Source organism: Streptomyces sp. Ag109_O5-10 (assembly GCF_900105755.1).
Taxonomy (GTDB): Bacteria; Actinomycetota; Actinomycetes; order Streptomycetales; family Streptomycetaceae; genus Streptomyces.
Genome location: NZ_FNTQ01000001.1, coordinates 977,393 through 1,000,012, shown reverse-complemented (window position 1 = coordinate 1,000,012; position 22,620 = coordinate 977,393). Strand labels below are relative to the sequence as shown.

Annotated in this window: 15 protein-coding genes; 3 read left to right on the top strand and 12 right to left on the bottom strand. The window is 75.6% G+C overall.

The window, feature by feature from the left end; translation table 11 throughout:
- Positions 1–71 precede the first annotated feature (71 nt).
- From BLW82_RS04705 to BLW82_RS04680, 6 genes are all read right to left on the bottom strand, one after another.
- The gene (locus BLW82_RS04705; RefSeq protein ID WP_093497612.1) at positions 72–1,877 is read right to left on the bottom strand and encodes a hypothetical protein; all 1,806 of its coding nucleotides are present in this window, start codon (positions 1,875–1,877) and stop codon (positions 72–74) included.
- Positions 1,874–5,329 carry a vWA domain-containing protein gene (locus BLW82_RS04700; RefSeq protein ID WP_107408498.1) on the bottom strand — a complete coding sequence of 1,152 codons (3,456 nt, stop codon included), beginning with the start codon at positions 5,327–5,329 and terminating at the stop codon, positions 1,874–1,876. Before BLW82_RS04700 ends, BLW82_RS04705 begins: the two co-directional genes overlap by 4 nt.
- Before the next feature lie 4 nt (positions 5,330–5,333).
- Positions 5,334–6,497, bottom strand: a complete 1,164-nt coding sequence (locus tag BLW82_RS04695) for an ATP-binding protein (RefSeq protein WP_093497611.1) — start codon at positions 6,495–6,497, stop codon at positions 5,334–5,336.
- Between the two features lie 44 nt (positions 6,498–6,541).
- Positions 6,542–11,491, bottom strand: coding sequence for a hypothetical protein (locus tag BLW82_RS04690; RefSeq protein ID WP_093497610.1), 4,950 nt, complete (start codon positions 11,489–11,491; stop codon positions 6,542–6,544).
- Complete coding sequence (locus BLW82_RS04685) at positions 11,488–12,342, bottom strand: DUF4132 domain-containing protein (RefSeq protein WP_093497609.1); 855 nt, start codon at positions 12,340–12,342, stop codon at positions 11,488–11,490. Before BLW82_RS04685 ends, BLW82_RS04690 begins: the two co-directional genes overlap by 4 nt.
- Before the next feature lie 324 nt (positions 12,343–12,666).
- The gene (locus BLW82_RS04680; RefSeq protein WP_093497608.1) at positions 12,667–13,059 is read right to left on the bottom strand and encodes a DUF5997 family protein; all 393 of its coding nucleotides are present in this window, start codon (positions 13,057–13,059) and stop codon (positions 12,667–12,669) included.
- Positions 13,060–13,189: 130 nt separating this feature from the next.
- Here BLW82_RS04680 and BLW82_RS04675 point away from each other — a divergent pair, with 130 nt between their 5' ends.
- Positions 13,190–13,963 carry a LysR family substrate-binding domain-containing protein gene (locus BLW82_RS04675; RefSeq protein WP_093497607.1) on the top strand — a complete coding sequence of 258 codons (774 nt, stop codon included), beginning with the start codon at positions 13,190–13,192 and terminating at the stop codon, positions 13,961–13,963.
- 28 nt (positions 13,964–13,991) lie between these two features.
- On the opposite strand, the gene BLW82_RS04670 is transcribed toward BLW82_RS04675, so the two are convergent.
- The 3 genes from BLW82_RS04670 to BLW82_RS04660 form a co-directional block, all read right to left on the bottom strand.
- Positions 13,992–15,473, bottom strand: coding sequence for an MFS transporter (locus tag BLW82_RS04670; protein WP_093497606.1), 1,482 nt, complete (start codon positions 15,471–15,473; stop codon positions 13,992–13,994).
- 156 nt (positions 15,474–15,629) lie between these two features.
- The gene (locus BLW82_RS04665) at positions 15,630–16,307 is read right to left on the bottom strand and encodes an HAD family hydrolase (RefSeq protein WP_093497605.1); all 678 of its coding nucleotides are present in this window, start codon (positions 16,305–16,307) and stop codon (positions 15,630–15,632) included.
- Between the two features lie 15 nt (positions 16,308–16,322).
- Positions 16,323–16,799, bottom strand: a complete 477-nt coding sequence (locus BLW82_RS04660) for an Lrp/AsnC family transcriptional regulator (RefSeq protein WP_093497604.1) — start codon at positions 16,797–16,799, stop codon at positions 16,323–16,325.
- Between the two features lie 215 nt (positions 16,800–17,014).
- Here BLW82_RS04660 and BLW82_RS04655 point away from each other — a divergent pair, with 215 nt between their 5' ends.
- Both BLW82_RS04655 and BLW82_RS04650 read left to right on the top strand, forming a co-directional pair.
- A complete protein-coding gene (locus BLW82_RS04655; RefSeq protein WP_093497603.1) occupies positions 17,015–18,499 on the top strand; it encodes an FUSC family protein in 1,485 nt (494 codons plus the stop codon).
- A gap of 120 nt (positions 18,500–18,619) precedes the next feature.
- Entirely contained in the window at positions 18,620–19,651 is a 1,032-nt protein-coding gene (locus BLW82_RS04650; RefSeq protein WP_093497602.1) for a lactonase family protein, read from the top strand.
- Between the two features lie 171 nt (positions 19,652–19,822).
- Here the strand turns inward: BLW82_RS04650 and BLW82_RS04645 are convergent, their stop codons facing one another.
- From BLW82_RS04645 to BLW82_RS04635, 3 genes are all read right to left on the bottom strand, one after another.
- Positions 19,823–20,746 (bottom strand): sirohydrochlorin chelatase, encoded by a 924-nt coding sequence (locus tag BLW82_RS04645; protein ID WP_093497601.1) that lies wholly within the window; start codon positions 20,744–20,746, stop codon positions 19,823–19,825.
- 142 nt (positions 20,747–20,888) lie between these two features.
- The gene (locus BLW82_RS04640; RefSeq protein WP_093497600.1) at positions 20,889–21,902 is read right to left on the bottom strand and encodes an N-acetylglucosamine kinase; all 1,014 of its coding nucleotides are present in this window, start codon (positions 21,900–21,902) and stop codon (positions 20,889–20,891) included.
- Complete coding sequence (locus BLW82_RS04635) at positions 21,899–22,576, bottom strand: uracil-DNA glycosylase (RefSeq protein WP_093497599.1); 678 nt, start codon at positions 22,574–22,576, stop codon at positions 21,899–21,901. Before BLW82_RS04635 ends, BLW82_RS04640 begins: the two co-directional genes overlap by 4 nt.
- Between the last annotated feature and the right edge of the window lie 44 nt (positions 22,577–22,620).

Genomic DNA, 22,620 nt, shown 5'->3' with positions numbered 1-22,620 from the left:
CGACGACTCCGGTCACGCGGGCCGCCGGCACGGGGGAGCGGCGGCCCGCATCCGGTCGTCGCCGTGCCCGGTCAGCCGCCCCAGGCGGCCGCACAGAGTACCCGGTCGACCTCGTCCGTGTAGCGCGCCGCGGTCAGCCAGGCCCGGGCGAAGCGGCCGGTGTCCGCCGGAAGGAGACGGCCGAAGGCGTCGCGCGAGCGTTCCGCGGCCGCGGCGAGCAACCCGTCGAGGATATCGCCGGCCGTACCCAGACCGTGCCGGCGCAGCCGGCGCGCGTCGGCCGCGGAGTCACCCGGGAAGGCCAGTACGCGCCGGCCGCCCGAAGCCGCCTGCTCGATCCGGCGGCGCAGCAGATGCAGGGGCGCCTCGTCGGGAGTGCGCTCCGCGTGGACCGGTACGGCCGATGCCACCGGTGCGGCGGACGGCGACGCCGGAGCCGGCAGGTCCGCGTGCTGGAGCCGGTCGAGCCCCACGTCGACACGGCTCCCGGCACTCATGGGGTGCTCCGTCGCGAGGAGCTGGGCACGGGCGTGCGGGGCCGCGACGAGGCGTGCGATCACCCGCAGCCGGCTGCCCCGCGCGGCGGCCAGCAGCCGCAGGTTGTCGCGGTGCGGGAGCGCCGGATGGTCGTGCGCCGCCGTCAGCCGCAACGGCAGCCCGCCGCAGTCGGCCAGCAGACAGTCGCCCGCCGCCTCGCGCACCGCGCCGACCGGCGTCACTTCCAGGAAGAGCAGCTCGTGGCCGCCGCCCAGGGCCCGTCCGACCTGCTCGGCCACCGGCACCGCCCACAACCGGTCCAGCGGCTCGGCCCGCCACCCGGCCCCGGACGCGCGCACCGCCCGAACCCCCGCGCCGGCGCCCAGCCGCCCGGTCGGCGACACCGTCGCCCCCGACACCGCGAGTCCCGCCCGTGCCAGCTCGCGGTGGGTGAGCGCCGTGTCCCCGATGCGTACGGCCCGGTCGGCGGCGCCCACCGCCCGGCCCGCACCGCCCGGCGCCACGTCCGAGACCGTGTACAGCCGCCCCTCGGCGTCGGCGGTCCAGGTGACGGCCCCCGCGTAGCCGCTCGCGGTGAGCACCGGCTCCGAGAACAGGCCGTACAGCCGCAGCGAACCTTCCGGCGTGTACGGCTGCCGTACCGTGCCGCGCAGCCCGGCCGGCTCGGCACCGGTGGCATGCGGCAGCCGATGGGCCACGAACAGGGCCTCCGACATGGCGCCGACGAGTTCGGCGAGCCGGAACGCCGGGTCGGCCGCGCGGGCCGCGCGCACCGCGGTGACCACGGAGACCGCGGCCGCGGCCGCCCGGGGCAGACCCGCCAGGCGCGCGGTGTGCGCCGCCCGCAGCAACTCGGCCTGGAGCACGGCACCGGAGCCGTCCGTACCGGCGTCGAGCACGGCGGCCACGGCGTCGAAAACGGCGTGGGCCGCGGCGAGTTGCGGGGGCGTCGCGGACTCGTCGAGGACGGGGACCGCACGGGCACCCGAGAGGGGCGCCGGCTGCTCGGTGGCCGCGGTGGCTCCCACGCCCGCCGTCCGGTCCGCGCCTCGTGCGCTCGCCGTGTCCGCGGAGACGTCCGCCACCGGTGCGGCCGAGGCCGCCGCCGCGCGGTGCAGGCAGTCCGGGGCCAGCAGGCAGCCGCATCGGATGGCTGCCGCGTCGGCCACGACGCCCTCCGGGGCGTGCAGTTCGAGCTCGGAGCCCTCGTCGTCGACGGCGATCCGCACGGTGTCGCCGTCGCGCACGACCGGCCGGTCCGCCAGCTTGGCGACGCCCGCGTCCAGCCGCTTGCGCAACCGGGGGGAGAGGGCCGCGACCAGCTCGGCCGTCACGGCCGGGGCGACGGCGGGCAGCTCCCGTTCCGTACTCGTGCTCATGCGATCTTCTCCCCGACCCAGCGGGCGAGTTCGAGCGGGCTGAGGGCGGCGACCGGCATCCCGGCGCCGACCAGCTGCCCGGCGACACCGGTGGAGTAGCGGGGCCGTCCCGAGTCGTCGAGGCTCGCGCAGCCCAGGACCTGGCAGCCCGCCCCGACCAGCGCCCTGACCTCGGCCAGCAGCCCGCCGACCGGATAGCCCTCCTCGAAGTCGCTCACCACGACCACGAGCGTGCGGGACGGCACCGTGACCAGCTCGCGCGCGTGCCGCAGCCCGGCCGCGATATGGGTGCCGCCGCCGACGCTCACCTCGAGGAGCAGCGACAACGGATCGTCGACGTGCCCGGTGAGGTCGACGACCTCGGTGGAGAACGCGAGGAAGTGCGTGGACAGGGTCGGCACCCCGGCCAGCACCGAGGCGGTCAGCGCCGCCCAGATCGTCGACGCCTCCATGGACCCGGACACGTCCGTGACCAGGATCAGCCGCCAGTCGGCGGCGCGCCGGGCCCGGGCCCGGAAGACCGGGCGCTCCGGGATCACCCGGACGGTGCCATCGGCCGCCCGGCGGGCGGTGGCCAGGTTGGCCCGCAGCGTGCGCGGCAGATCCAGGCCGCCGCCCGGGCGCCGGCTCGGCCGGGGCAGGACGCTTCCGTGCAGCGCGGGACGCAGCCGGGTCGCCAGCTCCCGGGTCAGCGCGTCCACCAGACGCCGGACCAGCGGGCGCAGCGCGGCGAGCCGTGCCTCGGGCAGCCCGCCCGCGTGCCGTAGCACCGACCGCAGCAGGTCCACGGAGGGCCGTACGCCGTCCGGGTCCAGCTCGGCCAGCACGTCCTGCCGTCCCGTCGCGGCGGCCGCTGCCAGCACCTCCTCCCGGATGCCCGGACCGAACAGCGCCGCCAGCTCCTCCGACCACTCCCGCACCCCGGGGTACGACGCCTCGCGCCCGCCGCCCGTGCCGTCGACGTCGCGTCGGCTGCCCTCGCCGTGTCCGCGGCCGTACAGCTCGTCGAGCGCGGTGGCCAAGGCGCGTGCCGACGTCGGGAGCCGGTCGGCGCGGCGGCCGAGCAGCAGACGCCAGCGGTCGGCGGGGGCCAGCCGGCGCTCCGGCCGGACCGCCACGGGCCGGACCTGTTCGGTCTCCCGATCCGTGCGCGGCGGCGGCAGCAGGCCGAGCACGCGCAGGGAAGCGCGAGCGGCCAGGTCCGCTCGGGTCCAGGCGGCCAGCGCGGCCGGGTCGACGGCTCCGGTGTCGGCCACCCGGTCGACGGCGAGCCGCTCCTCGACCGCGGACAGCAGCCGCTCGCGGTCGGCCGGGCTCAGCGTGTCGAAACCACCGCGCAGGGCCGGCAGCCGGTCCAGGAAGTCCTGGTCGGACAGCTCCGACACCCGCTCGACCAGGGGCTCCAACGCCGGTACGGCCGCCGCCAGCAACCGTCCGGCCGCCGTCAGCAACCCCGTCAGCCGAGCGGTGAGCGCGGACCGCGACTCGGCGTCGACCGCCCCGTCCACCCAGGAGGCCACCCGGTCGCCAAGCGCCCCCGGATCCTCCTGGCCGAGCAGCACGCGGACGGCTCCGGCGGCGCCCCGCATCAACGGGGAGCCGCCGGCGGCCAGCCGGGCCAGGGCGTCGGCGAGCCGGATGCCGCCCGACAGGTCGGCGCGGTGCGCGAGTTCGAGCAGGGCGCGGGCGTCGGCCGGGTCCTCGGAACCGGTCAGGCCGTCGACCTGGCGCACCGCGGCCGCCGTCAGCAGCTCCGCCACGGCGACGGACCTGGCGATACGGTCCCCGTCCGCGTCAGGACCGGCGATGTGCCCGCTCCGCAGCCGGTCCAGCAGGGCCAGCCCCGCGAGGAGTTCGGGCAGCGTACCGGCGTCCGGGAGCACCTCGGCGGTGTCGCCGAGCCGCTCGTCGACGAGGCCGGGCAGGCCGCAGAGCGCCGCCTGTTCCAGGCCGTCGAGCACCTGCGCCGCGGTCGGCCCGCCCGCATCCCGCTCCTTGCGGCTCCGCTCGCGCAGCAGGCCCTCGGCCGCCTGGGCGAGGGTGACCCCGCGGACCCCGGCCGCCGTCAGCATCGCGGCCGTCGCCGGGGTCCAGCGCACCTCCCAGCGCGAGGTGAGCGCGTCGGCCCCGCCGGTCCCGGTCACCGGCCTGGGCTCGGCGTACGGCACGGAGCACAACGCCAGGCGGCGCAGCAGCAGTTCGCGGCGCCGGTCGAGGTCCGAGCGGAGAGGGTCGAGCCGGAGGTCCCTGACGGCGGACCCGGTGTCCGCCGGACCGGGCAGGCCGAGCGTCGTGAGCTCGGTCTCGACGGCGGGGGCGAGACCGCTGCGGGGCGCCTCCGGCGCGGGCCGGCCGACGCGGGTGCCGACCAGGACGGTCTCCATCGCCCTCGCCACCGCCCGGCCCCGGCCGTGGGGCTCGCCCTGTGCCAGCACGGTCTGCGTCGCCTCGACCAACTCGCCGCGGCCCGCGGCGGGCAGGCCGCGGAGGCGGGCGAGGTCTCCGGCGAGGCGGGTGATCTCGCGGGCGTCGGCGGGGCCGGAGGGGTGGCCGAGGCCGCGGAGTTCGGCGCAGATGCGGACGGCCGTGCGCGTCAGCACGTCCGTCAGCGCGCCGGGTTCACCGGCTGCTTCAAGGACCATGTGCTGCCATTCGGGGTCCCGGATTCCGGCCGGGTAGCCGGAGCGCTCGTCCAGGAGGGCGTAGGTGTAGGGGATGAGGGAGGTCGTCCACTCGGGTGCGGGCGGGTGGGGGCTCGGCGCGCGGTTCCCCGCGCCCCTGAAGGGGCGCATCAGTGCCGGAGCGTGGAAGGCACCGACCACTGCGGCCGCCCGCTCACCGTTCCCCGTGGCCTCGGCCAGCCGGGAGCGCATCCACTCCTCCCGCCGCAGATCCACCTCCGACACGGCCGACTCCTCGCGCAGCGCCCAGCCCGTCAGCAGTGCGGCCCGCCGTAGTGCCTCCGGTGGCGAACCGGGCGCGACCGCTTCGACCAGGCGGTCCCAGAGGTCGTCACCGGGGCGGCCGGTGAGCCGGGAACGCAGCGCGTCCGACAGCCGGCCCGGCCCCTGGGCGGCACGCTCTCCTTCCCGCCGGCCCCGGTCCGCCATCGGCAGATCGCAGGCGACCACCGGCACCCCGCCGCGCCCGGCCCACCGCACGGCCGCCAGTTCGGGGGAGAAGTCCGCGAACGGATAGAACGCCGGGCCGCCGCTGCCGTCGGCCGGTGCCGCGGCGAGGGCGACCGGGGCCCGGGTCTCCTCGTGGGCCAGCCACGGCAGCCACTCCTGCAGCTCCGCGGGCAGCTCGACGAGGAGCACGTCCGGTTGCGCCGCGTCCAGCAGAGCCGGTACGGCGGCGGCCAGCGAGGGCGCGTGGTGCCGTACGCCGATCAGGTAGGGACCCGCCGGATCGGTGAGCGCGGCCAGCGCCGTCTCGGGGGAGTCGGGCACGACGTCACGCCTCCAGGACCGTGCGCAGGTCCCACAGCGTGCGCCAGGTCGCCGAGCCCTGCTCCGCGCGCCGCCGCACCGGACCGTCCCAGTAGCCGCGCAACCGGGCCGCGTCGGCGGGGTCGTCCTTGCGTACGACGCCGAGCAGATGGCCGGGGAGCAGGCCGAGGACGTCGCGGTCACCGGGGAAGTAGGCCGCCGCCAGGGCCAGCGCGCCCGCCACCGACACCGCCTCCGCGGTGCTCATCACCGTGGACGGGCGCTCCACCTCCCAGCCCTCCGCCGACCGTCCCTCGCGCAGGTCACGGAACGCGGTGACCAGGGCCTCCAGGACCGCGTCGTCGACCTGGAAGGGCGCCCCGGCCCGCTCCACCGACGCCCGGGCCTGGCCGCGGACCAGCGCGGTCTCGGCGTCGAGGTCCGGAATCGGGCCCACGGTCTCGAAGTTGAAGCGCCGCTTGAGCGCCGCGGACATCTCGGAGACGCCCCTGTCCCGCAGGTTGGCCGTGGCGATCAGGGTGAACCCGGGCGCGGCATGCGCCAACGCGTCCTCCGTGCCCGCCAGTTCGGGCACCGCGATGCGTCGCTCGGACAGCAGCGAGACCAGGGAGTCCTGCACCTCGGGGAGGCAGCGGGTGACCTCCTCCACGCGGGCGACGGCACCCCGGGACATCGCGGTGAGGACCGGCGAGGGCACGAGGGCCTGGCGGCTCGGGCCCTGGGCGAGCAACAGGGCGTAGTTCCAGCCGTACTTGAGCTGGTCCTCCGTCGTCCCCGCGGTGCCCTGCACGACCAGGCCGCTGGTGCCGCACACCGCGGCCGACAGCAGCTCCGACAGCATCGACTTGGCGGTGCCGGGCTCGCCGACCAGCAGCAGTCCCCGCTCACCGGCGAGGGTCACCACACAGCGTTCGACGAGGGCCCGGTCGCCGACGAACTTGCCCTCCACGACGAGTCGCCGCGGCACGCCGTCCGGTACCTCGGCGTCGTCGGGCAGCCGCAGCGCCAGGCCGCCACTGCCCATCACGAAGGTGACGACGGCCCGGGGCGTCAGCCGCCAGGCGGGCGGGCGCGGACCGGCGTCGTACGCGGCGAGGAAGGCCAGCTCGGTGGCGTACCTGTCCTCCGGCGGGACGATCTGACGCAGGGGCGCGGTGCTGACGGTCATCGGCGGTGGTCCTCCGGCGGTGCGGGCGGTGGTGCGGATCGTGGTCATCGGCGGCGGCCGCCACGGGTGGCCCGCGTGGTCAGCTGTTCGTACGCGGGGGCATCCCCGGTGCGCACGCGCTCCCAGGCACGGGCGAACAGCTCCGGCACCGGGACCAGCGGGACGGTCCGGCGACCGTCGGAGACGGGATAGAGGGCTTCCTTCCAGGTCTCCGTCGGCAGGGCCGGAGCCCTGAGGTCGCGCCACCCGCCGGGCAGGAAAAGGGTGCGGCCGGCCCGCGGGCGCTTCGCCTCGACGAGGAGGCCGGTCGCCGCCAGTTCGGCGCGCGTCTTCTTGATCCGGGCGGGCTTCCAGCCGGTCCAGCGTGCGCAGTTGCGGTCGGTGGGGTCCGGCAGCGCCAGCACCTGGAGGTAGAGCGCCGCCGCATCCGCGCCGAGACCGTGCGCCTCGGCGACCTCCGCGACCAGCGCGGGGACGGAGGCCGTGGGGTCCTGGGCGTGACCGGCCGGACCGTCGGCCGCGAGGGCACGGGCCAGGTCGTCGCCGAGGAGCGTGCGGACGGCCCGCAGCCGGGACGCCCGCCCCTCGCCGAGCAGGCCCTCCAGGAGCCCGAAGACGGGGTCGTCGGCTCCGCTCAGCGCGGCCGGCCGGAGCAGCACGTGTTCCGCGGCCTCGTACCAGGGGCGCAGCACCAGCGTGTCCCCGGCCCTCGTCAGCCCGTGCGCGTCGCCGCCGGTCTCGGGCAGGCCGAAGATCTTGCGCAACTGCACGGAGGTCGGTCCGCCCTTCTCCGTCCACTCCAGGTCGAGGTCGAGCAGCAGCTCCGGATCGGCCAGCCGCCGGCGCACCGCACCGAGCCCGTCCGGCAGCCCGGCCCGCAGCGGATGCCCGTAGGGCAGCACGTAGGCCAGCGCGGCCAGGCTCTCCACGGCCCCCGCCAGGGTGTACGAGCCGGGCACCGCGGACGGGTCGGCCGGTGCGAAGTCGCCGTCCTTGCCGGGCCGGAACACCGTCGTGCGGGCGAGCCAGGGGGTGCGCGCGGGGTTGAGCACTGCCTCGGCGTGACCGGCCGCCACGCCGGCGAGATCGGTGCTGAGGTCCTCCGGCAGACGTACCAGGGTGCCGAGGCGCTCGGCCCACAGCCGGCCCGCGGCCGCCGTGTCGGGGCCGGCCGTCCACAGCTCGGCCGGGTCGTCCGGCAGCAGCGCGCCGAGCAGTGCCCGCTGCTCGTCCTGGCCCAGCGAGGTCAGCAGCTGTGCGCCGAAGGTCCGCTGCCCGGGCTTCAGCCCGACGGCCGCGAGCCCTTCCGTGGCGGGAGCGTTCGGGTGACCGGCCAGCAGTACGGCGGCCTGGAGGGGGCCGAGCCCGCCGTTCGTCGCGGCGGCCAGCGCCTCGGGGGCCCCTGGCCGCCAGGGGGCGGCGCCCTTCTCCCGGACCAGCCGGGTCAGTTCGGCCAGCCGGTCCGCGGGAATGCCGGTGGTGTACCGCGTCTCCCGGACCAGCGTGAAGTGCCCGACGGCACCGAACGCCCCGGACGGGTCGTGGTCGAGCGCCAGCCACTCGACCGCCCCCGACCGGACGTCGACGCTCTGGCAGCCGAGCACCACCACCGTGCGCCCGTCCCGGCGGAGCACCTGGCCCACCCGCTGGTGCTTGTCGTGCGGTTCGCTCAGCAGGACTTCGCGCAGCGTGGTCCCGAGCCCGGGCAGCGGGCCCTCGGCCAGCGCCTCGAACAGCAGCAGCAGCGGCTCGCGCTGGACGTCGGTCAGGGCCGGCGAGGCGGCACGGTAGGCGAGCGGCCGCAGGGCGCCCAGGACGGGCGGCCACACCGCCCCGATGGTGGGAACGGTGTGCTCGTCGCTCTGCCAGCCGTCGCCGACGGCGGCCGACTGCTCCCGTTCCGGCAGTGGTTTCCCGTCGGCGGGCCGACCGGAGAGCACGTGGTTGACCGCGCGGATCTGGCGCAGCGTGGCCCAGCCGCCGTGCCACGCGTTCTGCAGGGACACGACTCCCGCCGTGGCGTCGTGCAGCGTCCGGTCCCCGCCGTGGGCCGGGGAGTAGTCGGCGAACATGCCCTCGGTCCGCTGCCGGGGCTGACGTGGCCGCTCCTGTGCGGGCCTGGCCAGGGACGCGGCCGTCTCGGCGATGCGCAGTGCCGCGAGGACGAGGGAGGCGACACCGGCCAGCAGCCGCCGGTCGGACAGTCCGGGCAGTGCCCGTGCCACCGCGGCCGCGGCGACCTCGTCCGTGCCCGGCACCGCGGCCCTGGCCCGTTCGTCCTTCCCGGCTTCGGCGAGCGCCTGCCGCCGTTCGTCCAGCGCGGTCGCCGTGGCCCGCATCAGCGCACCGGCCGAGTCGTCGGTCAGGGCGCGCAGTCCGGCCGACCCGTGTTCGTCACGCGGGCGCAGCGCGTGCCAGAACGCGACCGGCGGCACCAGCCGGGTACCGGCCGCGTACGCCCCGCCGGTCTCGCCGAAGGACACCCGCCCGAGCTCGGTGCCGTCGCCCGTGTGCAGGGCGACGCTCTGGTACGTCTGAACGGCGATCGGCTCGGCGCCGCCCGGCAGCCGCAGGGCGCCCAGCGGCACCCCCGGCACCCGGCCGTTGCGGGCCGCCCGCAGGGTCGCCGCCCGCCCGTCGGGCGTGCCCGCGGTCGTCCGCGCCTCGGCTCCCTCGCCCTCGGTGCGCACCCAGCGCCCGAGGACCGTACCGTCGGTGCCGAACGGGCTGCGCTCAAGGCCGGGTTGCAGCGGCAGCACCTCGCAGGAGCCGTGCAGCAGCGAGGCGCCCTCGCGGACGGCCGACGCCAGCAGCGCGGGCAGCGAGGCCCGCCCGTGCTCGCCGGTCGCCGGGTCGTACTCCAGCCACAGCGACTGCCGGCCCTGCCTGCCCTGACGCCAGTACGTGATGCCGTCGCCCAGGACCGGGCGGCTCGGCGGCAGGACGGTGTCACCGGCGTGCAGAGTGCGACCGCCCGTGGCCCGGCCGCCGGCGGGCAAGGGGATCGAGGCGTGGGCCGCGTCCATGGCGGACCACCAGTGGGGGATCTGCTCGCCGCCGAGCGGGAACACCTCCGACGGGCGGTTCGACCAGTAGCCGTGCTGCTTCGACCCGTCCCGCCACATCACCAGCAACTCGCCGTCGGCGTACCGGAACCGCGGGCGCCGCCAGCGGTCCAGGGCGGCGGGCAGCCGCAGGTCGTGGGTGAGCAGGATCCCGTCGGGGCCGACGACGACCGCCTTGTGACCGCGCACCAGGATCAGCGCGGGCCACGCCTCGGTCACCACCAGGGAGTTGTCCCGGTCCTTGCGCACCTCTCCGTCGAGCAGCTCCAGCGCCTCGTCCAGCGCGGGCCAGCCCAGTTCGTCCAGGATCCCGGCGCGCAGCGTACGGCCGAGGACCGGCACGATGTCGTACCCGGTGAGCCGGCGCACCGCCTGCGCGCTCTCCTGCACCACCGCCCGGAAGGGCCGCAGCCGCTCCAGCCTCGCGTCGGCGCCCGGCAGTCCGGCGACGGCGGCGAACTCCGCGGTGGTCTCCTGCAGCCATTCACGCAGCACGTCGCCGAGCACCGGATGCGCGGCCACCGTGGGCAGCACCGCGGGCCCCTGCCCCCGGCCGAGGCCCTCGACGGCCTCGAACAACAGCGAGCGGTAACGGGGCTCGGCGGCGACGGCCTTCAGGTCCCGCTGTCCGGGCCGCTCGTCGCGCAGCCAGAGGGCCAGCGGCAGATGCACCTGCGTGTCCGAGCCGGGTACGGCCAGTGCGATGCCCTCGGCCACGCACAGGTCCAGCAGGTCGAGATCGGCCCCCGCCTGCCAGCGCCCGGTGAACAGGTCGACGGGCCGTCCGCCCGCCCGCAGCCGGGGAGCCATCCGCTCGGCCAGCGCCAGCGTCGCGGGGGAGCGGTGCGAGTACGCCGCCCCGTGCTTGCGGTGCCGGGCCCACCGGCCGAGCCAGTCCGCCGCGTCGACCTCCTCGCCGCCGTCCTCGGTGAGCAGCAGATCGGCCCCGCACTCAGCCAGCAGGGCCAGCCAGAACTCGTCGTCCTCCACCTCCCGGCCGAGACCGGCCGGCATGATCTCCAGCAGCCGTACCCGGATCCCGGGCCGCCGCTCGGCGAGGACCGGCAGCACGCTCCGGTAGGCGTTCCAGAAGGAGGCGGGCGCCCGCACGGCGGCCGGGGACGCGAGCAGGTCGGCGACCAGCGCGCACTCCTCGGTGACCCGGTCGAGCCCGGCCGCCTTGATCAGCCCGCGCGCGTCCTGCGGCAGCGAGGCGTAGGGCGGCATGCCGGCCGCGCACCGCTCCACCGTCAGCTGCCGGAACTGCGCCCAGGCGGTGGCCGGTTCGAGCCGGCGCGCGAGGTCCTTCACGTACTCCTTGAGCGCCTTGACGGTGAGCGCGCCGGCGAAGGCGAACTCCAGGAACACCGCCCGCTGCCGCTCCTCGTCCACGGCCAGCGCGTGCACCCGCTCGGCCTCGCGCGCCTTGCCGAAGAAGGCGGCCGCGTAGGTCGTGTTCTCGTGCTGGAGGAAGATCCGGGCGGCCTGCTCGTAGAAGGTCGGCAGGAAGTGCGGGACCGCGCGGCCCAGCCGCTCGCCGAGTGCCTCGAAGCCGTCCTTCGCGTTGCCCGGCTTGGACTTGGCCTGCCGGCCCAGCCGCTCGACGTCCTTGACCAGGGCGAGGGCGTGATGGCCGTTGGCCGGGTCGTTCACCAGTGCCCAGGCCGGGAAGCCCAGGGTCTCCCGGCGCACCTGGCCGACCTCGGGCGCTTCCGGCTCCCGGACCAGACCGAGGAACTCGAGGGCCAGGTCCTCGGCCTCGCCGAGGGTGCCCGGTACCAGCCGCACCACCGTCCGCCCGTCCAGGGCGGGGTGCGTGTACGTGCGTGCGGTCAGCACGTCGGCGTCCTCCCGCGCGGTCGTGCCCGCGGGCAGGATCGCGCCGGCGTCCAGCAGCGCGGCCGTGGCGGTGTCGTCGTACGTGCTCATGCCGCCCGCTCCTCGTCCTCGATGTCTCGCCCCGCGTACAGCGCCGCCGCCATCCGCATCCCCTCCGACCAGGCGACCGGGCCGACCTGACCCAGCCTCAGCGTGCGGCCCGCCGGATCGGTCCATGCCAGCGGGCCGGTCTCGGTCTCGAAGTAGCTGTCGTAGTCGCCGATCCAGACCCGGGCCTCGACCCCGCGGCCTTCCTCCAGCACCGAGCACACCGCGTATCCGCCGCGCACGCGGTATCCCAACTGCGAGGCCCTGCCGTGCAGGAACCGCAGCTCCTTGAAGACCCCGCCCGCGTACTCCTCGACCTGGGTGCCCTCGGCGTCCAGTGCGGCCGGGCGGTGCCAGACCTCGCGGAACAGCTGCTGGGCCTTCTGCTCGACGCCGAGTTCGACGGCGAACTCCCGCAGCTCCTCCAGGTCTTCGAGGAGGACCGGGTGCGGCAGCCGGACCAGTTCGGGGGCGATGCGCACGGTGTCGCCGTCGAGATCGACCAGGCCGAGCCCGCGTTCGGCATCGGCGTCCCGCAGGAATCCGGCGACCTCGCCGTCGGCGCCGGTGACCACCAGGTCCCGCAGGGCCGCCTGCCAGGCGGGGTCGGGCCAGACCCGCGCGAGAACGGCGAGGGGCACGGGAAGCGAGCGGGTCATCCACCGTTCCACGTCGGCCAGGCACCGCCGTTCGTGCCGCTCCAGCCACTCGGCGAGCTGCCGCAGCCCCAGCACGGCCGGATCGTCCGCCAGCTTCGCGGGCACGGACTTCAGCCGTCGCCCCGCCGCGTTGCGGCAGACCACCTTCCCGTCGTCCAGGGCCACCTCGTAGTCCCCGGCCGTCACCCACCCCATGCGTGCCTCCCCGCACCGCAGTGATCAAGTGATGGCGACTGTAGGGGAGACCACTGACAACGCCTGCCGCCGTCTGTGCACGGAGAGGGAAATCGCAGCTCAGCGAAGGTTGCAGGCGGGCTGTGAGGAAGCGGGACGAGGCGGAGGCGGGCGCCGGTCGAGGGGGTTTCCGGGGGGGAGCCGGCAGGCTACGACGGGGTGGGGGACGAGGAAGCGCCGGACCGCGGACACGGCGCAGGGGCGCGGTCGGTACGGCAACGGCCCCGGGATCCGGGCGGCGGGCGCCTGGACCGGAGCCGTGGAGAATCGCGGCGGGGAGTGGCCTCAGCCCTGCCCCGACTCCTTCTCCCGCTTCAGGTTCTTCAGCCGCACGGTCTCCTTGCGGACCTCGGCCTGCGTGGCGCGCTCCTTGGCCAGCCACTCGGGCAGCTCGCGCTTGAGTTCCTCGATCTGCTCGGTGGTGAGCGGTTCCGTCACGCCGCCGCGCGCCAGCCCCGCGATGGACACGCCGAGCCTGGCCGCGACCACCGGACGCGGGTGCGGTCCGTTGGCCTGCAGCTCGCGCAGCCACTCGGGCGGATTCGCCAGGAGCTCGGTCAGCTCGGCGCGCGAGACGACGCCCTCCTGGAAGGCGGCCGGCGTGGCGGGCAGGTACACGCCCAGCTTCTTCGCCGCGGTCGCGGGCTTCATCGTCTGGGCGGTCTGGTGCGAACTCATGAGGTCAAGGGTATCGGCCGGGCGCCCGAGCCCCGACCACGGCCGATGCCGGGGACCTTCCGCGGCCGCTGCCGGACGGCCGTCCCCGGCCGGTGCCCGCCGGCCGGCCGCGGCCCGTTAACCTGGGCTGATGACAGGCTCGGAGGAAACACCGTCGTTCCGGCTCGCGTACGTCCCCGGCGTAACGCCCGCCAAGTGGGTCCGGATCTGGAACGAGCGTCGGCCCGGCGTCCCGCTCACCCTCCTCCAGGTCCCCGCCGCAGAGGCGTCCGACGTGCTGCGCGCGGGCGACGCGGACGCCGGTCTCGTACGGCTCCCGGTCGACCGCACGTTCTTCAGCGCGATCCCCCTCTACACCGAGACCACGGTGGTCGTCGTGCCCAGGGACCACGTGATCACGGCGGCCGAGGAGGTCACCCTCGCCGACCTCGCCGACGAGGTCCTCTGCCACCCCCTCGACGACGTCTTCGACTGGGACGCCCCGCCCGGCGAGCCCGCCTTCGAGCGCCCCGCGACCACCGAGGACGCGGTGGAACTGGTCGCCGCCGGTGTCGGTCTCCTGGTCGTCCCGCAGTCCCTGGCCCGCCTGTACCACCGCCGGGACCTCACCTACCGGCCGCTCACCGACGGCCCGGAGTCTGCCGTCGCCCTGTCCTGGCCCGAGGAGGCCACCACCGACCTGGTCGACGACTTCATCGGCATCGTCCGCGGCCGCACGGTCAACAGCACCCGCGGCCGGCAGGCCGCACCGGCGCCGAAGACGGCGAAGGCCGCGCCGGAGAAGGCCGGCCGGGCGCAGAAGCCGGCCGCCGCGGCCAAGGCGACGCCGGGCGCCCGCACCGCACGCGGGCGGGCGCCCGGCGCGAAGCCCGCGAAGCGCGGCAAGCCCCGCCGCCGCTCGTAGCGGCGGCGGCCACGGCCGGGGCCCCGGGTCAGGATGTCAGGCTCTCGGCCTCCGGCATCCCCTGCGCCTCCGGTGCCTCCGGTGCCTTCGCCCGTTCTCCCAGGTCGGCGACCGCCAGGCCCAGCGCCACCAGGATGAACCCCATGGAGGTGAGCAGGCCCAGCTGGAGCGCCTCGGGAGCCGGGCCGTGGTGCGCGAGGTGGGCGAAGTAGACCGAGCCCACCACCGCGATACCGGCCGCCGAGCCGACGCGCTGGCCGGTCTGCAGCACCCCGCCGGCCGCGCCTGCCCGCTTCACCGGCACCCGGGTCAGGGTGAGCGTGGTGTTGGGGGAGACCGTGATGCCGGAGCCGATGCCGCCGAGGAGCATCGGCAGCGCCGCGGCCCACCCGAAGCTCTCCAGCGGAACCAGCCGCACCACCGCGATGGTGCCGAGCAGCCCGAGCGTCACCCCGGTGAGGCCCATGACGACCACCTTCCGCCCCTGGCTCACCACCAGGCGGCCGCCGAGGGCGGCGCCGACCGCCGAGCCGATCGCGAACGGCAGCACCGCGACGCCGGCTGCCAGGGCGCTGTACCCCGCCGCGTTCTGCAGGAAGAGGGCGAGGACGAAGAAGACCGTGGTGAAGCCGGCGAAGTAGGACAGGCTGATCAGCGCGCCGAGGGTGAAGGACCGCATCGAGAACAGGTTCAGGTCGAGCAGCGGCGCCCGTCCCAGCCTGCCCTGCCGCCGTTCCCACACCCAGAACAGGCCGAGCAGCACCGCGCCCGCCGGCAGCAGCGCCCACTTGTCCCGTCCGGTCCACTGCTGCTCCTGCACCAGCGGCAGCATCAGCGCGAGCACGCCGCAGCCGAGGAGCAGCACCCCGAGCGGGTCGAACCGCTCCCGCCGGTCCGCCGACGCGGGACAGCGGGGCAGCAGCCGCAGGCCCGCGACGAACGCGGCGACACCGATGGGCAGGTTGACGAAGAACACCCAGCGCCAGCCGTCCCCGGTGCCCACGGCGTCGATGATCACACCGCCGGCCAGCGGGCCGACCGCCGTCGAGATCCCGATGACGCTGCCGAGCAGCCCGAAGGCCTTGGCGCGTTCGGAGCCCCGGAACATCTGCTGGATCAGGCCGGAGGTCTGCGGCGCGACCATGCCCGCCGCCGCGCCCTGGATCAGCCGGAACACCACCAGCCGGTCGGGGCTCGCCGCGAGCCCGCAGGCCGCCGAGGCCACCGTGAACACGGCGAGGCCGATCAGGAAGGCCTGGCGCATTCCGCGCATGTCGCCGAGCCGGCCCGCGGGGACGAGCGCCAGCCCGAAGGTCAGCGCGTACCCGGAGACCACCCAGGCCTGGGCGGCCTCCGTGGCGCCCAGACCGCGCTCCATCGAGGGCAGCGCCACGTTGACGATCGAGGTGTCGAGCAGCGAGATGAAGCCGGCCGCGAGACAGACCCCGAGCGCCTTCCACCGTCGGTTGTCGGTGGCCGGCTGCTGCGGCTTTGAGCAGGTCGTGGTCATGCGGCCACGCTATGCAGGCATTCCGGGCATCGCACGACCGGCGGAGCGAACGGATGGCCGAACTGCTCCGTCCGTGTGACGGCTCGGCGGTCCGGCGCCGCGGAGGGTGCCGGGAGACCGCCGGGAGGACACCGGGAGGTGGCCGGAGGCCGCCGTTCAGGACGACGTGAGCCAGTCGTAGGCCGCGCGTGCCGTGAACTCCGCCTGGCCGCCGGGCAGCAGGAGGCCGGCCGTGCTGAACAGGTCGGCCCGAGCGGTCGCACTCGGGACCGCGATGCAGCGCATCCCGGCCGCGTGCGCCGCCGCGACGCCAGGAGCGGCGTCCTCCAGCACCACGCAGTCGGCCGGTGCGGCACCGAGCCGGTGGGCCGCCTCCAGGAAGACGTCCGGCGCCGGTTTGCCGCGCGGCACCTCGTCCGCCGAGACCGTCGTACGCAGATGGGCGCCGAGGCCGGTGCCGGCCAGGACCGCGTCGATCGCCTCGGGAGAGGAGCCGGAGGCCACCGCCGTCGGGACGCCCTCGGCCGCGAGCAGCTCCACGAACTTCCGCATCTCGGGGTACACGCGCGTGCCGGTCCGGGCCAGCTCCAGATACCGCCGGTTCGTCTCCGCGAGCAACTCGGCCACCGGGGTCCGCAGTCGGTGTCGGTCACGCAGCAGGGCGACCGTCTCCAGCGTGCTGATGCCGACGAGACGCTCGTGCGCCGCCCAGGTGTAGTCCGTGACGCCGTGCCGGGCCAGTAGCCGCCGCGTCGCCTCGTAGTAGTTCGGCTCGCTGTCCACGAGTGTGCCGTCGAGATCGAAGATGACCGCGAGGCCGCCGAGATCGCTCATGCGACCAGGATGCCGTCATCCGCGTGCGGCCCGGCCGACGGACTCCACCAGCGGCAGCAGCCGGTGCGGGACGCGTTCGCGCAGCGCCACCTCGGTACGGGTGCGTACCACGCCCGGCAGGCTGATCAGCTTCTGGATCACGTCCTCCAGGTGCGCGTTGTCCCGCGCCACCACCCGGGTCAGCAGATCCCCGCCGCCGGTGATCGAGAAGGCCTCCACGATCTCCGGAACTGCGGCCAGCGCGTCCCCGACGTCGTCGAGATGTCCCTGGGTGACCTCGATGTGCACGAAGGCCAGCACCGGGTGGCCGAGCGCGGCGGGGGAGAGGAAGGGGCCGGTACCCGTGATCACGCCGTCGCGCTCCAGCCGGTCGAGGCGGGCCTGGAGCGTGCCCCGGGCGACCCCGAGGATCCGGGCGTACTCGCGCACGCTGGTGCGCGGCTGCTCCAGCAGCAGCCGCAGGATGCGGGTGTCGAGCTCGTCCACGGTCATGACGCACGACTGTACCAATGGCCCATCGGTGATCCTGGCTGACCTGGTCCATTGGCGATTCGACCGTCGGGCTACAGCGCTTCCTGCTGGACCATTGGCGCAGCAGAATCGACACCACTTGAGCCAGGTGCCCCTCCGGTGCTCTCATGGGTGTGTCGATGGCGCTGCGGATCCCCCGCGGCGCCTTTTGTGTGCCGTCCGCGGGAGGGGAAGCAGTGCTGAAGAGGGTGTTCGTGGCTCCGGACCCGGGGCGGGTTCGGCTGCGCTTCGCCGCGCGCGCCGTGCTGGGCATCGGCCTAGCCGTAGTGGTCTGCGCGCCGGCCGTGCACTCCGTCACGGGCGCCGTCACCGGCGGTCTCGCCGCACTGCTCGCGCTGTTCACCGTCGCGGACGCCACCGTGCGCGGGCAGGCCGTCACCACCGCGCTGCTGCCCGCCGTCGGCCTGCCCGTGCTCGCCGCCGCGGCCGAACTGCACGACGTCCCGGTCGCCCGCGACCTGGTCTTCCTCGCCGTGGTCGGCGCGGGCGTCTACGCACGTCGCTGGGGTCCGCGCGGCCACAGCCTGGGCGTGTTCGCCTTCATGACCTTCTTCGTCGCCCAGTTCCTGCACGCCACCCCCGGACAGCTGCCCGCGCTCTTCGCCGCCGTCCTGCTCTCCGTGGGCAGCGCCGCGGCCGTCCGCTTCGGCCTCTGGTGCTACGAGCGCCGCCTGCCCCCGCCGCCGGTACCCGCCCCGTCCACCGGCACCGGCCTGGCCCGGGTGACCACCCGGCAGGCGGTCCAGGCGACCGCCGGCGCGGGTTTCGCGCTGGTCGCCGGCCAACTGGTGTCCGGCCAGCGCTGGTACTGGGCGGTCGGTGCCACCTGGTGGATCTTCGTCAACACCGCCTCGCGCGGCGAGACCCTGGTGCGCGGCTTCCGCCGGGTCCTCGGCACCCTCATCGGCATCGCGCTGGGCCCGCTGGTGGCCGCCCCCGTGCACGGCGCCCCGGTCCCCACCGCCGTCCTGGTCGCGGTCGCCGTCTTCGGCATCTTCTACACGGCCGCCGTCTCCTACACCTGGATGATGCTCTGGGTGACCTTCCTCGCCGAACTGCTCTACGGCCTGCTCGGCGTCCTCACCCCCGGCCTGCTGGCGCTGCGGCTGGCCGAGACCGCGGTGGGCGCCCTGGGCGCCGTCCTCGCCGTGCTGTTCGTGCTTCCGGTCACCACCCATCTCACCACCGACGCCTGGATCCAGCGCGCCCTGCGCTGCGTGCACGCCTGCACGGCCGAGGCCGCCGCCCGGCTCGCCGGCTCCGCCGCCGACCCGGTACCCCGGGTGGCCGAACTGGAACAGCTCCTCGGCCGGGTACGGCTCTCGGTCGCCCCGCTCGTGCACCCGCTCAACCCGATCCGCGGCCGCAGGCGCCGCGCCCGCCGCGTCCTCGGCCTGCTGGACGACTGCGCCCGCGAGATCCGCGGCCTGGTCGTGGTCGCCGCCGACCCGGAGGCCTCGCACGACGCGCGGCTGGCCGCCGCCTGCTGGCGGGTCGAGGCCGCCGTCGAGGCGCTCACCAGGGGCTCGGAGCACATCACCGCCCCCACCGAGCCGCCCGCCGAACCCGCCCTCGCCCATCTGCACGGCCTGGAGCGGGCCCTGGCCGAGCTCGCCGAGCCGTTGCGGGCCCCCTCGGGCTCACCCCTGGTCGGCGCCTGAGACGCGCCGCGCACATCCTGGTCTAGACCGCCAGCTGCTACCGTCGGCCCCGGGCGGGCTCGAACCGACCCGTTCCGACACGTACCGGCTCGTGGTGGCTCGCGGCGATAGGGGACAGCGGTGGCAGACGGCGGCAGACGGCGCAGGGCCTTCATCGGGTCGTTCACGGCCGCGGGCGGCCCCGGGGTCGTGACGGCGGCGGTCCGACCGGACAGCGGTGCCCTGGCACTCCTGGAGAGCGTCGACGGCGTCCCCGACCCGTCCTATCTCGCGCTCGCGCCCGGCGGACGCACCCTGTACGCGGTCAGCGAGACCGCCGACGGCGCGGTGGCCGCGTACCACGTCCACGACGACAAGCCGCGCCTCGCCGGGCCGCCGGTCCCGGTCGACGCCAGCGGCCCCACCCACCTCAGCGTCTTCGACGGCCATGTCCTGACCGCCAACTACGGCTCGGGCAGCGTCACCGCCGTCCCCGTCCGCCCCGACGGCACGCTCGCCCCCGCCCCGTCCGGACTGCTCCAGCACAGCGGCTCGGGCCCGCACGAGCGGCGCCAGCGCGGGCCGCACGCCCACCAGGTGCAGCCCGACCCCAGTGGCCGCTGGGCGGTCAGCGTCGACCTGGGCACCGACTCGGTCCGCGTCTGCACCCTGGACCGGGGCTCCCCGGCCCTGCACCGCGAGTTCGCCCTGCGCCCCGGCTCCGGCCCCCGTCACCTTTCCTTCCACCCGGACGGCCGGTACGCCTACGTCGTCAACGAACTCACGCCCACCGTGACCGTCTGCCGCTGGGACGCCGCCACCGGCACCCTGAAGCCGCTGACCGAGACGCCGGTGCTGCCCGGCGCCCCGGCCGGCGACGCCTACCCGTCCGGCATCGCCGTCTCGCCGGACGGCCGCTTCGTCTGGACGGCGACCAGGGGCGAGGACGTCCTGTCCACGTTCACGGTCGACGGCGACCAGCTCCACCTCACGGCGACGGTCCCCTGCGGAGGCCACTGGCCCCGTGCGATCACCGAGTCGGGCGGCTTCCTCTACGCCGCCAACGAACGCTCGGGCAACATCACCTGGTTCACCCTCGACCACCGCACGGGCCAGCCCCGCTACGACGGCTCGGTCGAGATCCCGGCCCCTTCCTGCATCGTCTTCGACTGAAGCGCCACGCCTTCAGCGCCCCGTCCTTCAGCGCCCCGCAAGGGGCGCGGGGACTGCGCGCCCAGCCGCCCACCGCCCCGCAGCCGAACACCGACCGCGCGACCCCATGAAAAAGGGACCCGCTCCCCTCAAGGAACGGGCCCTCGACTCACGGCCGCCGCGCGAAGCGCATCACCGCACCGGCGTACCCTGCGGCTGCTGCGGAGCGATCCCCAGCGCCGTCGTGTACTTGGCCAGCGCCAGCTTCCCGATCGCCGGGTACGCCCCCAGCGGCTCGGCGGTGGCGCAGCCGGCCTCCTCCGCGGCCGCGGCCAGCAGCGCCGCGTCGATCTCCGGCCCTATCAGGTACGGAGCCAGCGCCAGCTGCTGCGACCCCGAACCCCGCAGCTGCTCCGCGATGGAGGCGATCGAGCCCTCCTGGTCCAGCGCGGCGGCCATCACCGGTACGGCCAGGCGCGCGGCGAGCAGCATGCCGGTGATCCCGGCGGCCTGCACGGCCTCGTCGCCGCCCACGGACGCGAGGACGATGCCGTCCGCGGCCGTCGCCACGGTGAACAGCCGGGCACGGTCGGCGCGGGCCAGACCCGCTTCGGAGAGGCGCACGTGCAGCGCCTCGGCGAGCAGCGGGTGCGGGCCGAGGACGTCGGTCAGGTCGGCCGCGATCCGGCTCTCCATGACCGCGTGGCGGACCTGGCGCAGCAGCGCGCTGTCCGGACCGGCCAGCAGCGGCACGACGACGGCGACCGGGCCGTCAGGGGCCTTGATCCCCTCGACGCCGGCGGCGACGGCCTGCTCGTAGCGGGCGGTGCGCTCCTCGGCGGCACGGGCCAGCACGGACTGGAGGGTGGGGAACTCCGCGTCGTCCCCGTCCAGGTACCCGATGCGGGCGTCCAGGCCGGGCAGCTCGGAGCGGGCGATGCTGACGACCTCCTCGGCGAGACTGCGCGTCGCCGCGCTGGGCGTACCCGGCACCGCGAGGACGAGCGCGGGCGCGTCCTCGGGAGCCACCAGCGGCTCGGGGCGGCGGTGCCGTCCGGGCTGGCGGGGGCGCGGCATTCGTACAGGCAGGCCGGCGGGCCCAGTGGGGGAGCTCATGGCGCCGCATGTTACTGGCTATCTGGGCTCCCTTGTTCGGGGAGGGTGCAGGTGAGCGGTATCCGTCCGCTTTTGTCTGATGAGTTACGCATGATTTGGAGGTGATCCCGCCACCTGTCGGACACTTCGTGCCCCAGTGGGATCAATCCCCTTTTGTATGTACAAGTTTTGTGTGTACAACGGACAGCAGTTTCTCATCACCCGGCAGGGTGAGCCGCCCGGTGACCAGGTCACTCGCGACGCGTACCGCTCCGTGCAGCGGATCGCCCTCCGCCGGCACCTGCCGCGCCTGGGGGAGCAGCCGCGCCAATTCCCCGGCCAGCGGTACGAGAAGCGGGTCGCCCAGCTTGAACAGGCCGCCGGTGCGGGCGACCAGGGGTTCGCCGTCCGCGGGGCAGACGGCGGCGGCCGACTCGGCCATGTGCCGGGCGGCGGTGCGCAGGATCGCGGTCGCGACCGGGTCGCCCGCACCGGCGCGGTCCGCGACGCACGGGGCGAAGGAGGCCAGTACGGCGGGCCGGTCGGTGCGCGGGTAGAGCTGTCCCGGTAGCCCGGGCAGCGGCCCGAACCGGTCCTCGGCGGCGGCCCGCAGCGCGGCCGAGCCGCCGTCCCGCCCGTCGAAGGCGCGCAGCGCCGCCTCCAGTCCGGCCCGGCCGATCCAGGCGCCGCCGCCGCAGTCGCCGAGCAGGTGCCCCCAGCCGTCCGCCCGCCGCCACCGGGTGAGATCGGTACCGGTCGCGATCAGCCCGGTCCCGGCGGCGACCACCGCGCCGGGGTGCGGGCCGAGGGCGCCGACGTAGGCGGTCACGGCATCGGCGGCCAGCGCGACCGTCCGAACGCCGAGTTCGCGGGCCAGCGCGCCCGGCAGCTCGGCGCGCAGCGCGTCGCCGAGACTGGCCAGTCCGGCGGCGCCGACGACGGCTGTCGTCACCTGCCCCAGCCCGTACGAGCCGGCCAGCGCCCGTGCCATGGGCAGGAGTTGTTCCAGCAGGTGCCCGGGGTCGATGCCCCGTTCCCCGGTCCGCACCGGCTTCCGGGACTCCAGGGGTGCCGACGGCTCGCGCCCCGGCACGCCCACGACGGCCCGTAACCCGGAGCCGCCGGAGTCGACGGCGAGGAAGCCCGCCTGCCGGGGCCCGCCGCCTCCGTCGCTCACGGCAGACGCCAGTCCACCGGCTGTCCCCCCTGCTGGATCAGCAGGTCGTTGGCGCGGCTGAACGGGCGGGAGCCGAAGAAGCCACGGTCCGCCGACATGGGCGAGGGATGCGCGGACTCCACCGCCGGCAACTGGCCGAGCAGCGGGCGGAGATTGCGGGCGTCGCGGCCCCACAGGACGGACACCAGTGGCTTGCCGCGGCCGGCCAGCGCCCGGATCGCCTGCTCGGTGACCTCCTCCCAGCCCTTGCCCCGGTGCGCGGCCGGGGTGCGCGGGGCCGTGGTGAGCGCCCTGTTGAGCAGCAGCACGCCCTGCTGGGTCCATGGGGTGAGGTCGCCGTTGGACGGCTGGGGCAGACCCAGGTCGGTGCCGAGCTCCCGGTAGATGTTGATCAGGCTGCCCGGCAGCGGGCGCACCTCGGGCGCCACCGAGAACGACAGCCCCACCGCGTGTCCCGGGGTCGGGTACGGGTCCTGGCCGACGATCAGGACGCGGACGTCGTCGAAGGGCTGCTGGAAGGCCCGCAGGACGTTCGGGCCGGCCGGGAGGTAGGTGCGTCCCGCGGCGATCTCCGCGCGCAGGAAGTCGCCCATCGCGGCGATCCTCCCGGCCACTGGTTCCAGGGCCTTCGCCCAGCCCGGTTCGACGATCTCATGCAAGGGTCGTGGTGCCACGGCGTCACCCTACTGCCGTACACGGGTCGGCGATCAATCCGAGG

Coding starts and splice junctions, on each gene's coding strand:
- BLW82_RS04705 (WP_093497612.1), bottom strand. CDS start 1,877: ATGAGCACGAGTACGGAACGGGAGCTGCCCGCCGTCGCCCCGGCCGTG.
- BLW82_RS04695 (WP_093497611.1), bottom strand. CDS start 6,497: ATGACCGTCAGCACCGCGCCCCTGCGTCAGATCGTCCCGCCGGAGGAC.
- BLW82_RS04690 (WP_093497610.1), bottom strand. CDS start 11,491: ATGAGCACGTACGACGACACCGCCACGGCCGCGCTGCTGGACGCCGGC.
- BLW82_RS04685 (WP_093497609.1), bottom strand. CDS start 12,342: ATGGGGTGGGTGACGGCCGGGGACTACGAGGTGGCCCTGGACGACGGG.
- BLW82_RS04680 (WP_093497608.1), bottom strand. CDS start 13,059: ATGAGTTCGCACCAGACCGCCCAGACGATGAAGCCCGCGACCGCGGCG.
- BLW82_RS04675 (WP_093497607.1), top strand. CDS start 13,190: ATGACAGGCTCGGAGGAAACACCGTCGTTCCGGCTCGCGTACGTCCCC.
- BLW82_RS04670 (WP_093497606.1), bottom strand. CDS start 15,473: ATGACCACGACCTGCTCAAAGCCGCAGCAGCCGGCCACCGACAACCGA.
- BLW82_RS04665 (WP_093497605.1), bottom strand. CDS start 16,307: ATGAGCGATCTCGGCGGCCTCGCGGTCATCTTCGATCTCGACGGCACA.
- BLW82_RS04660 (WP_093497604.1), bottom strand. CDS start 16,799: ATGACCGTGGACGAGCTCGACACCCGCATCCTGCGGCTGCTGCTGGAG.
- BLW82_RS04645 (WP_093497601.1), bottom strand. CDS start 20,746: ATGAGCTCCCCCACTGGGCCCGCCGGCCTGCCTGTACGAATGCCGCGC.